Here is an 11898-nt window from a genome sequence, read left to right on the forward strand (position 1 = left end):
TTCCTGCGAATATTCCTAAAAAATATTACCTTTGTCTCCAATTATTTACCAGTGTGCTTTATCATGCTAAATATTGCCGTCATATTAGCCGGGGGTTCAGGACAAAGAGCCGGAGGGGGTATTCCAAAACAATTCAAAAAAATAAACGACAAAACGATTTTGGAATACAGCCTTGAAAAATTCAATTCAGCCCCTTCGATCGATGAAATTACCGTTGTCATTCATCCCGAATGGCGACAAGAGTGTGAACATATCCTTTCAGACTGCCGTATTTCCAAGGTAAAACATCTTCTCGACGGTGGTAAAGAACGTTATCATTCTGTTTTAGCCGCGTTGAAATTTTATGCCGGCCGCCCGTGTAATCTGCTGATCCACGATGCTGTACGTCCGTTGGTCACCCGGAGAATAATCGAGGAGGTCATCACCGAACTTCAAACTTATAAAGCTGTCAATGTGGCTATTCCCGCCACAGATACAATCATCGAAGTCGATCCCACCCATGCCTATGTCTCCCGCATTCCGGACCGGAATATTTTGTACCAGGTACAAACTCCTCAAGGATTTCACAACCAAACTTTACAAGAAGCTTATGCCCTGGCATTGAAAGATCCGGATTTTAAAACGACCGATGACTGTAGTGTCGTTAAGAAATACCTCCCTCAGGAAGAGATCAAGATCGTGAAAGGAGAAGCGTGTAACATGAAATTCACTTATAAAGAAGATATTATCATACTAGAACAACTATTAAAAAACGAAGGAAAATGCTACGTCTAACAGCTCTTATTTTACTGTTTATCGGGGGATTACAAGGTTATGGTCAGGACCGGAAAGGCTATTACCAGGCCGAAATCGGTGGTGGAGTAACAGCAGACCGGCTTCCTTTCTGGCTGCATACCAACACATTTGGAAAAATCACAAACGACACTTATTTGTGGGGGACTGTCGGAGTAGGTACTCCTTTCAGTAAAAGCGATACCCGTGCTTTCGACTACTCATTCGGATTCGAAGGTACCGGTGCTTTAGGTCGTAAAGAACACCGCATTTTCATCGACCAGCTTTACGGTCGTGTACGCTGGCAAAACCTGATCCTGGATTTAGGTATCATCAAACCGGAAATTGTTTACGACGGTCTGTCTTCTACCAACGGAGACATGCTGTATTCGACCAATTCCCGGAGTATGCCAGGTATTAATCTCCATACACAGGATTTTATCAAAATTCCCTGGATAGGGAAATGGGTGTCTTTCAAAGCCCGGTACGGAGAATACCTCATGATCGACGATCGTTATGCCGGTAACCGTACCCGCTTACATCACAAAATGCTGGACATCAGATTTACGATCATTCCCCAGCTCAGCATCGAAGCCGGACTCGACCACTATGCCCAATGGGGAGGAGAGACAGAAAAAGACGGTAAACTCCCGACCTCTTTCAAAGATTATGCCCGGGTGGTACTTATTAAAGCCGGAGGAGGGGATGCTCCTGAAAATGAAATCAATAAACTGGGGAACCACATCGGTAATGAGTTTTTGAAAATAAGATATAATAACGAGCGTTGGGGGGCTGAGTTCTATTACGATCATATTTTCGAAGACGGATCGGGTGAAAAATTCAGAAACCGTCCCGATGGACTCTACGGACTTTATTTTACCCGGAAAAAGAATTTCAAATGGTTCAAAAGTTTCGTCTACGAATTTTATTATACCAAATGCCAGAGTGGCCCCTTCCACAATGATCCGGTCAGCGGAGAGGTCGTCGGAGGTAACGATAATTATTTCAATAACGGAATTTATCAGTCGGGGTGGACATTCTACGGTCAAGTGATCGGTTCGCCCTTTTTCACTCCCAAACCGGAAGAAGCCAGCGGGATAACCCGGGGTGTACTCAATAATCGTTTTTATGCCCATCATCTGGGAATTTGCGGGGATCTGCCGGGAGATATCCGTTACAAACTCATGATGAGCTACTCCCTGAATTACGGGACCCATTCGGTCCATTTCATAAACAAAAACGGCGAATATACCACTAAACCTCAATTCAGCTGGGGCTTGGAACTCATTGCTCCGGACACCAAGCTTCCTTTCCATACAGCGCTGAATGTCGGGTTTGATAAAGGCGATTTATTAAAGAACAGTTTCGGCATCATGCTTAAAATATTTAAAACGGGATTTTTTTAAATTTTTCAAATAAAACAAAACCAAATTTATGACTTGAATCGTATATGTAAAAGCATAGTCTATCGACACAACTAAGGATAAAAACAACAACCAGTAATGAAAAAAATAATTATCAGGACCCCTAATTTCATAGGGGACACGATAAATACGACTCCTTGTTTAGAGTTGATAAAACAGGAGTATCCGGAAGCGGAATTTACTATTGTCGGACCGGATTTTGTCAGGGAATTATTTAAATACGATCCCCGGATTACTCATTATATTACTTTCCCGCTCAAACGGAAGAAAAAATTATCTACCTATTGGAAAATTGTCAGGGAATTAAGAAAAGAAAACGGTGAATTAGGTGTCATTTTTGTAAATACCTTTATTTCTGCTTTGCTTTTCAGATTAGGAAATGTAAAAAAGAATATCGGTTACAATAGAGAAGGCAGAGGTTTTCTGCTGGATTTCAGTCCTGAGATCAATTATCACAAACATTACATCAACCGATATGCTTTTTTATTCAATGAGTATATCGGGAACAAATACGTGTATTTACCCGAATTATCGCTCCGGCACACCGGTCAGAAGACTTTCCAATTCGATAATTCGCATAAGACCATCGCTTTATATTTGGGAGGCGAGAACAAAGAATTCCGGAAATATCCGGATGAATATGCGGTTCAGCTCCTCAGGCTGTTGAATCGGCAAGGCTACAACCTCTTGCTTATCGGGGACGAAAACGACAACATCAAACACACCCAATATGCCGAGGAAGCCCGTATCGATCATCTGATCAATCTGACAGCACGCACAACTATCGAAGGTTTTATCAATACGATAGCCAATGTCGATTTGATCATTACCATCGATTCGAGTGCTCTCCATATAGCGGCTGCCGTAAAAACTCCTTTTATCGCCCTGATGGGCCTTTCTACCAGCCCGACATCGACAATCCTTCCTAAAGTTCCGCTAGGACGGATATTGAAAATAGAAAATAATCTGATCCGGGAAGAAGATTATATCCGTAATATCACCCCGGACCTGATACTGAAAACCATTTCCGAATTGATTTAATCGCTTTCGTGTTCTAAAGCATAGAATTGATCCCGGAAGACATAAAACATCATTAAAAAGAACATGACAACCGGAAGTGCGTCATTTACGATCAGCAATACTTCAAAATTACTGTCAATAAAAAAAGCGACCAGGAGCGATAAGGCAAGAAAAGAATATTTTTTGCTACAGATCATGCTTTTTACAGGATACACAAACCAACTCAGTATGAAAGCCAGTCCGACCACACCCATCAACATCCAGTATTGCAGATAAGAATTGTGGCTATGAGTCAGCGAAGCGACAACCCGGTTTCCCGATGCCTGATACCATTGTTTCGACACCACATTCGTATACACCCCTAATCCCCAAATTCCCCACGAATCGATATTTTTCAAACAAGACTGATAGAAAACGATCCGGGGTACTAAAGTAGATCCCCCATCTAATTTTCCATTATTCACATCTTCAATCTCCTGTTTCAACTGTATCCACCTTTGATCGAAACTCGCCGGACGAAAAATATATCCGCTTATTCCAACAAGCAGAATTACCCCGATAAACATCCAACGCTGCCATACGGAAAGTTTTCTAAAGAAATAAAGATTGAAAATAACGAAACCACATAGAAAAGAGAGTATCGAACTTTTTGTGACTGTCAGGCTAAGCAACCATACGAACAGAGCAAAAGCAGTGAAAGCGATAACTTTCTCGCCCATTTTCGTACGGATAATTCCGAAGAAATAAGCGATTAAAGCAGCCGCATAAATCTGTAAAGCCTGTGCATCCAGATAGACTTCACCATTTAAAAAGTGCTTGGTACCCCCAAAACGACTGGCATACAAATTTTGCACGACAGTCTGTGGAGCAGTAAACCAATTCTCCCCTCCAAGATGAAAAAGCATGACCAAATTGAAAGTCAGGACACTGATACAAAAACAAAGTAAAAATTGCTTCAATAACCGCAAACTGACAAAACTTTTCAACGAAATAACATACAGCACTCCCAATAAAAATACCAGAAATTCTTTTTCAAAAATTCCGAATCCCGGTTTCAGCCCGGCATATTTTCCGGAAGTCACAATAATCAAGGTATGAACAGCTGAATATAAAATATAAATGACCGGGATTGCTACATAATACTTGTATTTTTTTATATTCCTTACAAAATCATCTTTATATTTGACGATGTTATAAATTAATCCTAAAGCGATCAAACCCGTTTGCATAGCATGGAACAAGGCCCCCCAAGTCCCGATAAAAAAAGCAATAAGCAAAAAAAGCTTGCTTTCCAGATTCTTCATATGAATTATTTTATTCAGACCTTAATTTGATGAATGGTGCAAAAGTACAATATAATTTTGATTTGGCACTTATATCTGTTTACATTAAACGTACGTTTTATTCGTGTTAACAGGTATATAATTGCCATAAAATTTTACAGAATCGGTTTTGTATATTTTTATTTTATATTTTTGCATATTCCAGGGATTCAAATTATCCCTGCAGATTTAGAAAAAAATATCAACATGGAAAAAAAAATCACCTATCTTGACCGGAACGAATATAACTATGGACCTTGTCCAGCAGTAGGAGAAGTACTTAAGAATTTCGATCCGAACAATCTTTGTTTCTATACCCGTATATATGATGAAGGTAAAAAAAGTATATTCTCAGATTATCTCTCTTCGATCTATAATATTCCTGAAAAACAAATCATTCTCGGTTATGGTGGAGAAGATATCCTGAAACAAGTGGTACACTGCTTTTTATCAGGTAAAGAAAAACAAAAGACATTATTGATCCCTAAATTTTCATGGTGGTATTATAAATCGATAGCCGATGAAGTAGAGGGACGAAGTGTACTTTATCCTTTATACGAAGAGGGAAATACGTTCAAATACGATTTCGAAGCGATGAAAGAAGCTATCCGGAAAGAAAATCCGGAAATGATATTGATTGCTTCGCCCAATAATCCGACAGGGAATTCCCTGACTTCTGAAGAACTCGATCAGATTCTTTCTTTTATTTCGCCGGAAACAGTGGTCGTTATCGACGAAGCTTATGCTTCTTTCGCCAACAAAGATACCAGTTATATAAAACCTTTATTGGAAAAATTTCCGAATCTGTTGATTGTACGGACTCTATCTAAATTTTACGGACTTCCCGGATTACGTTTGGGTTTCGCTTTCATGGGAACTGCATTAACCCGCTTTTTGAACTATAGTACCAAATATTTGGGTTATAACCGTTTATCGGAAGAACTGGGAATTGCCGTATTGAAATCGACAGACTACTATCAGCAAGTTGCCGATCAAATGGCCGAAGACCGGCAAATGTACATGAACGAACTGAATACCCTCGAGGGCTTCAAAGTATACCAGTCGAATGCGAATTTCATTCTGGTGAAGTATCCGATCGAACTGAAAGCAACTCTTCAGGCTGCCTTTAAAGCCAAAGGATACCAGATCAAATTCATGAACGAACCGGATATCAATACTCACATGCGTATTACTTTGGGCACACATCGCCAGAATGTCGAAGTAATCGCTACGATAAAAGAAGTCGTCGCACAATGAAAGCTATTATACTCGCGGCAGGTATGGCTTCACGCCTCCGTCCCCTGACAGATCACAAACCCAAATGTTTGCTGGAAATCGGGAAACAATGTCTGCTGGGCAGAGCTATCGAGGGATTAATTTTTAACGGTATCCGGGAAGTGGTTATTGTCACCGGATACCTGCAAGAACAAATCATCGAATTCGTTCAGCGACACTACCCTGATTTAAAGGTCGAGTATATTTACAACGAAAAATATGCTTCAACCAATAATATCTATTCCCTTTGGTTGACTAAAGATAAAATCCGGGGGGAACGTATCTTACTTTTAGATAGTGACATCCTGTTCGATCCGTTATTGGTAAAAGCCGTATTGGATTGTCCCGACACTACTTGTCTGGCTCTCAACGACCACCCGCTTTCTGAAGAAGAAATCAAGGTTATTCCTGATGCCCAAGGTAAAGTAGCCGAAATCAGTAAAACCTGTTCCATCGGAAAAGCTATCGGGGAATCTATAGGTATCGAAAAAATGTCGGGCGGTTATACTCATGCTTTAGTGGATGAACTCGACCGGATGATTCTGCAAGAAAATCAGGTCAATATTTTTTACGAAGCAGCCTTCGAACGTCTGATCGCCCAAGGTCATACTTTCGGTATCGTAGATACGACCTCGTTTTTTTCTATGGAACTGGATACCGTTGCTGACTTTCAGCAAGCTATTGATAAAATTCCTGCACATTTATTATAATATCTGTTATGCGTATTGTTTTATTTTGTGAACAAAAATATGCCATCAATATTCTGACTCCTATTCAGGAAGAAGCACTGAAAAGCGGAGGACACGATATTTTATGGTATGTCCATTCCCGGAATATCCCTGACTTTCCCTTAAAAGACCGAGTGAAGTGGACCGACAGCATACAAAAGATTTATGATTATTCGCCGGAAGCCATTTTCGTTCCCTGCAACATTGTCCCTTATTATCTGCCGGGCGTAAAAATACAAATCTTCCATGGTTATGCTGCCGAAAAGAAAGACCATTGGGTGATCCGAAGATATTTCGATACCTACTTTACCCAAGGCCCTTTTTTCACCGAAGGTTTCAGTGCTCTGGCAAAAAAATACAAGGATTTCGAGGTAGTAGAAACCGGTTGGCCGCGCCAGGATTGGATTTTTCAGAATCTGCATACTTTCGATGAAGAAAAATCCCGGCTGTTACAGCAACACCAACGTGAAAAATTAGTACTTTATGCACCGACTTTTTCGCCTTCTCTCACCTCGCTTCCTCATTTGAAAGCGGGACTCGATAGATTAGTGCAGGAAAAGGATATCCTGTTATTATTAAAATTCCATCCTCTGACGCGTCAGGAATGGACTGATGAATACCGGGAATGGGCAGCCTCTCAACAGCATGTCATCTGGATCGACGATCATAACATTACCAAATATCAGTTGATGGCCGATGTCATGATCAGTGATACTTCATCGACGGTATACGAATTTTTATTACTGAACAAACCGGTAATTACCTTTCAGACGGTAGCCAAAGATATTTATTGGATCGATATACAACAGACAGACGAACTCCCCGAAGCCTATGAACAGGCCCTGCATGACGAAAGTGCCGCACTTAAACGCCAATGGATCATAGACAACTACGATCCTTATCTCGACGGGAAGGTCGGACAACGGATGCTGACCGCTGCCGAAGATTATATCTCCCGGCATGGGGTACCTGCCAAACGAAAACTGAACCTTTGGCGTAAATATACCAGTATCAAAAAATTCGGAAAAATCAAAAAACACTGAAATTCTTATCGTCGATGAAAATTGTCCTGAATCCGGAATACAAATTCCTGCAACAATTTGTACAAGACCTTCCAACCCGTTTCGCCTCGGAAGGGAAAGTCATTCAAGACAAAAGAAATACGATTAAAGTATTCGAATACAAGGAATTGGAAATAAACGTAAAACGTTACAGAGTTCCTATATTCATCAATCGGATCGCATACCGTTTTTTCAGAAAATCAAAAGCGGTCAAAGCTTATTTCAACTCTTTAGAAGTCCGGAAACGGGGGTTTAATACTCCGGAATCTATCGCTTGTATCGAAACCTTCCGGGGTGGTTTACTTCATTACAGTTACTATATCAGCCTTCAATGTCCCTTTCATAAAGAGATGAGAGAACTGTATTTCGGTCCCCTTACGGGTAATGAAGACTTGCTCAGAGCTTTCGCCCGCTACACGGCAGCCTTACATGAAGCCGGTATTTGCCATCAGGACTATTCTCCCGGGAATGTCCTGGTCAACGGGGAAGGCGATTGTTTTCAGTTTGCTTTGATCGATATCAATCGAATGAAATTCAGGCAGATGGACCTAAAAAAGGGATGTAAAAACCTGATGCGGATGTTCGAAAACGAAGAGATATATACTTTCATCGCACAGGAATATGCCCGAAGCAGACATTTCGATCCCCAACAATGTAAGGCCTGGATCCATTATTACAACCACCTCTCTTTAAAAAGAGATTATCGTAAAAAGAAATTCAAGGCATTCAAAAAAAGATTCTTTTAAAGCAGACTCCATTATTGAAAACTGTTCATTTATCGAGGAGCATCCCGTTCCTGTGAGAGACCTTACCGTTTTGTTTAGAATATCATTTTGTCATTATTGCGTCGAATACTCCTTTCAGTCTCCGTACATACTCCTCCATGGTATAATCTGTCCTGATTCGCTGATAACCGGCTTCTCCCATCATTTTGGTTTTTGCACGGTCAGCAGCCAAAACCCGGATCCCTTCGGCAATCGCTTGCGGAGATCCGGCCTGTACGATGATACCTGTCCGCCCGTCGACGACCAAATCCCGGGCCCCCGGAATATCCGTTACGATGCAGGCCACTTTACAGGCCATCGCTTCACGTAAACTACGGGGAGAGGCATCACGGGTCGAAGGACAGATGCAGACATCTTTACCCGGTAAATAATAAACAGCATCTTTATGAGGACCTAACATATGTATTTGTTTCGCAGCAGGGCCATTTTGTGCCAATTTATAGTCGGCTTTATCATACTCCCCCAAATAGATCAAGTGGATGTCCGTATCGGTCAGTAGCTCCAAAGCCCGGATCAAAATCCGTAATCCTTTAAAAGATCTTCCCTTGGTATTGGCCAGGCATATAACTTGAAAAGCGGTCGACGGTATTCCCGCTACGGATTTAGGATGAGCCCATACATCTTCCATCCACATAACCTCGTAGGGTTTCGGAGACACAGTCATTCGATCCGGAGAAATAAACCGGGCAAGTTGTTGTTTTATATCTTCCGTTGCACACATCACATGGGCTATGCGTGGATTGAGAATACCCAGATAATAAGTCGGGTCGCTCCTTCTGATTTTAGCCTGCGTGCCCCGATACCCTACCACCCGGGCAGGTGTCCCCCAGGAAGCGAACAATGCAATGGATAAATCGATGCTACTCGAAGCATAGATTACATCGATACGATATTTCTTTATAATCGAACGCACCTCCTTGATAGAGGCATATTTAAATTTACTTTTAAAATGAGGTATTCTCAAAGCCACACATTCCTTAGGCAAGGCCTCTCGTTCTTCATCAGAAGTATAAGTTGCATAGGTTTCGATCCCCTTCCCCCTCATCGCCTGAAGCATATGGTAATTTATAATATCGATACAATGAAAAACACCGAGCAAACGCATAAAAATCAATATAATTTCCTATTCCGGCAACTCCTTCGATATATCCTGTTTCTTTATCCGGTTTTCCCAGATTTTAGCGATTGTAACAAATTTATAAAAGGCATCCATTCCGGCATTGATCACACCGGCCTTCCCATCCCGAAAACCTCCCTTCAAAATATAAGACTTGAAAAAACGATATGCCGGAGCATAAAAAATACTAAGAAAAGTATATTTCTGTCCGGTACGTTTGGGGATCTCTTTGCTGGTGTAAATATTCAGTTTATTCAACTTCAATTCCAGCGGATTGTTGACTAAATGAATAAAAGCCAGCTCTTTTTTATTACGGGGCACCCGGATCACCTTTCCTTCTACCCGGGGAACTGCATGTACATATGGAGGCCAAAAAGCATTTTGCTTACGGAAAAAACGTAAGATATAATCCGGATAATCCCCATGTATGAATTTTCCCATCAAATAATTCTTCCGTGGGATCCAAACTCCACCGATAGCACGTTGTTCCCGAAGGAGAGTATATAAATAATCCTTCAAGTCCGCAGGAACAATTTCATCCGAATCAACCACCAACACCCAATCATAAGTAGCCGAGTGTATGGCAAAATTCCGGGCCGGTTCACAAAAATCGGTTTTCTTATGATAAACGATCTTACAATCGAACTTTCGGGCTATTTCAATCGTACGGTCGGTGCTATACATATCACACACCACAATTTCATCGAATTCTTTCACCGAATTCAGTACCCGTTCCAAAAATTGTTCTGAGTTATAAGTCTGAATAACCACGGATATTTTCATCGCCTCCAATTTAAATGTTCGTTTATTTTGGTAGCGAAAAATCATCCGGTGCAATAAGCCGGCGAATTCTATCCCGGTTAGTATTAGAATGATAAAATTTGTACATCCTAAAAGATTCTTTATCTTTGCCCGACAAATAAACGAAGGTTTTTATTGCCTGAAGTCATCTACGTATTATTAGATAAAAAGGAATAAATGAGGAAAATTATACTCAATCCCCAATATAAATCTCTCTATACCTTCATCGAAACCCTCCCCCAAAATTTCAACGCAGGTGGAGAAATCGTCCAGGACAGACGGAACACGATCAAGAAATTCAAGGTGAATGGTCTGGAAATAAACGTAAAACGTTACCGGGTTCCGATTTTCATTAACCGGATCGCTTATACTTTTTTCCGGAAATCCAAAGCTTGCCGGGCTTACAACAATGCTTTCGAAGTCATCAAACGGGGATTCGAAACCCCTGAATCGATCGCTTATATCGAAGAATTTAAGGGAGGATTACTACATTATAGTTATTATATCAGCCTGCAATGCCCTTACCGACGGGAAATCCGGGAATACTACCAGGGACCGTTACAGGGCAATGAAGCTTTGATGACTGCATTTGCACAGTTTACAGCTGCTTTACACGAAAAAGGAGTTTGCCATGAAGACTATTCGCCGGGGAATGTACTTATCGCACAAATAGACGGACAATACCATTTTTCCCTGGTGGATATCAACCGGATGACTTTTAAACCGATGAACCTCGAAGAAGGTTGTAAAAATTTCAGACGCATGTTCATCAGCGACGAACTCTATATTTTTCTGGCTAAAAAATATGCGCAATGCCGGAATTTCGATCAGGAAGCATGTATCCGGCTGATGTTGAAATACAATCATTATTCCATACGAAGAGATCAGCGGAAAGAACGGTCGAAGGCTATCCGAAAAAAGATTTTCGGATAACTCAACCCTATTCAGCCTTTAAACGATAATCGAGAAATGAGTAATCGAATTCATTTTTCTCATCGGCATAATGATCTTCACGGCCGATCAATTCCCATTTATCCGGATCTATGGCAGGAATGAAAGTATCTCCCTCGGGAGAGGTATGTACTTCTGTCAGATATAACTGCGAAGCCTTATCCCAAAATTCGCGGTAGATCGAGCCTCCTCCGATCACAAATACCCGTTCTTCCCCTTTTAGCAGTTCCAAAGCTTTCGGGATATCCGGCACCACCTCGGCACCAGGGGCGACAAAACCGGGATTACCGGAAATCACCACATTTCTTCGATTGGGCAGCGCTCTTCCCATCGATTCGAAAGTCTTCCGTCCCATCAATATCGCATGACCGGTCGTCAGCGCTTTAAATCGCTTCAAATCTGCCGATAAATGCCAGATCAATCCATTATCCCTTCCGATCACATGATTTTCAGCAGCAGCAACTATAATCGCTAATTCCATATTTTTTCAAATTTAAATACTTAAATATTCAACAAAAATAGGACATAAAACGACAATCCCGAAAAAAAAAACGGAATATTCAGGCTGTAAACAGACTTTATAAATCAGTCGGATTGCATATTATAAAAATTTTCCACAACTTTGTCAGGCTAAATCCCGTAA

Annotated in this window: 12 protein-coding genes; 8 read left to right on the forward strand and 4 right to left on the reverse strand. The window is 41.1% G+C overall.

The features are described from left to right. Positions 1–63: 63 nt before the first annotated feature. The 3 genes from ispD to WS42_RS01665 all read left to right on the forward strand — a co-directional run bounded on the left by ispD (position 64) and on the right by WS42_RS01665 (position 3236). The gene (ispD, locus tag WS42_RS01655; protein ID WP_022160595.1) at positions 64–774 is read left to right on the forward strand and encodes a 2-C-methyl-D-erythritol 4-phosphate cytidylyltransferase; all 711 of its coding nucleotides are present in this window, start codon (positions 64–66) and stop codon (positions 772–774) included. Then, entirely contained in the window at positions 762–2177 is a 1416-nt protein-coding gene (locus WS42_RS01660) for a capsule assembly Wzi family protein (protein ID WP_022160596.1), read from the forward strand. The genes ispD and WS42_RS01660 overlap by 13 nt, the downstream gene beginning before the upstream one ends. 96 nt (positions 2178–2273) lie before the next feature. Then, a complete protein-coding gene (locus WS42_RS01665; RefSeq protein WP_022160597.1) occupies positions 2274–3236 on the forward strand; it encodes a glycosyltransferase family 9 protein in 963 nt (320 codons plus the stop codon). On the opposite strand, the gene WS42_RS01670 is transcribed toward WS42_RS01665, so the two are convergent. After that, positions 3233–4519 carry an O-antigen ligase family protein gene (locus WS42_RS01670; RefSeq protein WP_022160598.1) on the reverse strand — a complete coding sequence of 429 codons (1287 nt, stop codon included), beginning with the start codon at positions 4517–4519 and terminating at the stop codon, positions 3233–3235. The genes WS42_RS01665 and WS42_RS01670 overlap by 4 nt on opposite strands. A 225-nt stretch (positions 4520–4744) precedes the next feature. Here WS42_RS01670 and WS42_RS01675 point away from each other — a divergent pair, with 225 nt between their 5' ends. The 4 genes from WS42_RS01675 to WS42_RS01690 are packed head-to-tail and all read left to right on the forward strand — an operon-like array spanning position 4745 to position 8347. Continuing rightward, positions 4745–5794, forward strand: a complete 1050-nt coding sequence (locus tag WS42_RS01675; RefSeq protein ID WP_046402890.1) for a pyridoxal phosphate-dependent aminotransferase — start codon at positions 4745–4747, stop codon at positions 5792–5794. Then, the gene (locus tag WS42_RS01680) at positions 5791–6522 is read left to right on the forward strand and encodes a phosphocholine cytidylyltransferase family protein (RefSeq protein ID WP_022161277.1); all 732 of its coding nucleotides are present in this window, start codon (positions 5791–5793) and stop codon (positions 6520–6522) included. Before WS42_RS01675 ends, WS42_RS01680 begins: the two co-directional genes overlap by 4 nt. An 8-nt stretch (positions 6523–6530) precedes the next feature. Next, entirely contained in the window at positions 6531–7583 is a 1053-nt protein-coding gene (locus WS42_RS01685; protein WP_022161276.1) for a CDP-glycerol--poly(glycerophosphate) glycerophosphotransferase, read from the forward strand. 14 nt (positions 7584–7597) lie between these two features. Beyond that, on the forward strand, positions 7598–8347 hold the full coding sequence (locus WS42_RS01690) for a lipopolysaccharide kinase InaA family protein (protein ID WP_022161275.1): 750 nt from the start codon (positions 7598–7600) through the stop codon (positions 8345–8347). Positions 8348–8429: 82 nt separating this feature from the next. Here WS42_RS01690 and WS42_RS01695 read toward each other — a convergent pair whose 3' ends face one another. Beyond that, the gene (locus WS42_RS01695; RefSeq protein WP_041557054.1) at positions 8430–9491 is read right to left on the reverse strand and encodes a glycosyltransferase; all 1062 of its coding nucleotides are present in this window, start codon (positions 9489–9491) and stop codon (positions 8430–8432) included. Between the two features lie 18 nt (positions 9492–9509). Continuing rightward, the gene (locus WS42_RS01700) at positions 9510–10286 is read right to left on the reverse strand and encodes a glycosyltransferase family 2 protein (RefSeq protein WP_022161271.1); all 777 of its coding nucleotides are present in this window, start codon (positions 10284–10286) and stop codon (positions 9510–9512) included. Between the two features lie 195 nt (positions 10287–10481). Here WS42_RS01700 and WS42_RS01705 point away from each other — a divergent pair, with 195 nt between their 5' ends. After that, positions 10482–11237, forward strand: coding sequence for a lipopolysaccharide kinase InaA family protein (locus tag WS42_RS01705; RefSeq protein WP_013613681.1), 756 nt, complete (start codon positions 10482–10484; stop codon positions 11235–11237). A 7-nt stretch (positions 11238–11244) separates the two neighbouring features. Here WS42_RS01705 and WS42_RS01710 read toward each other — a convergent pair whose 3' ends face one another. Continuing rightward, positions 11245–11736, reverse strand: a complete 492-nt coding sequence (locus WS42_RS01710) for a dihydrofolate reductase (RefSeq protein WP_013613680.1) — start codon at positions 11734–11736, stop codon at positions 11245–11247. Positions 11737–11898 lie beyond the last annotated feature (162 nt).

Source organism: Odoribacter sp. N54.MGS-14 (assembly GCF_000980295.1).
Lineage (GTDB): Bacteria > Bacteroidota > Bacteroidia > Bacteroidales > Marinifilaceae > Odoribacter > Odoribacter splanchnicus.

What these genes read in the sequence shown, in the direction of transcription:
- WS42_RS01660 (WP_022160596.1), top strand. Translation starts at nt 762, where the DNA reads ATGCTACGTCTAACAGCTCTTATTTTACTGTTTATCGGGGGATTACAA.
- WS42_RS01710 (WP_013613680.1), bottom strand. Translation starts at nt 11,736, where the DNA reads ATGGAATTAGCGATTATAGTTGCTGCTGCTGAAAATCATGTGATCGGA.
- WS42_RS01700 (WP_022161271.1), bottom strand. Translation starts at nt 10,286, where the DNA reads ATGAAAATATCCGTGGTTATTCAGACTTATAACTCAGAACAATTTTTG.
- WS42_RS01680 (WP_022161277.1), top strand. Translation starts at nt 5,791, where the DNA reads ATGAAAGCTATTATACTCGCGGCAGGTATGGCTTCACGCCTCCGTCCC.
- WS42_RS01685 (WP_022161276.1), top strand. Translation starts at nt 6,531, where the DNA reads ATGCGTATTGTTTTATTTTGTGAACAAAAATATGCCATCAATATTCTG.
- WS42_RS01670 (WP_022160598.1), bottom strand. Translation starts at nt 4,519, where the DNA reads ATGAAGAATCTGGAAAGCAAGCTTTTTTTGCTTATTGCTTTTTTTATC.
- WS42_RS01695 (WP_041557054.1), bottom strand. Translation starts at nt 9,491, where the DNA reads ATGCGTTTGCTCGGTGTTTTTCATTGTATCGATATTATAAATTACCAT.
- WS42_RS01690 (WP_022161275.1), top strand. Translation starts at nt 7,598, where the DNA reads ATGAAAATTGTCCTGAATCCGGAATACAAATTCCTGCAACAATTTGTA.
- WS42_RS01675 (WP_046402890.1), top strand. Translation starts at nt 4,745, where the DNA reads ATGGAAAAAAAAATCACCTATCTTGACCGGAACGAATATAACTATGGA.
- WS42_RS01665 (WP_022160597.1), top strand. Translation starts at nt 2,274, where the DNA reads ATGAAAAAAATAATTATCAGGACCCCTAATTTCATAGGGGACACGATA.
- WS42_RS01705 (WP_013613681.1), top strand. Translation starts at nt 10,482, where the DNA reads ATGAGGAAAATTATACTCAATCCCCAATATAAATCTCTCTATACCTTC.
- ispD (WP_022160595.1), top strand. Translation starts at nt 64, where the DNA reads ATGCTAAATATTGCCGTCATATTAGCCGGGGGTTCAGGACAAAGAGCC.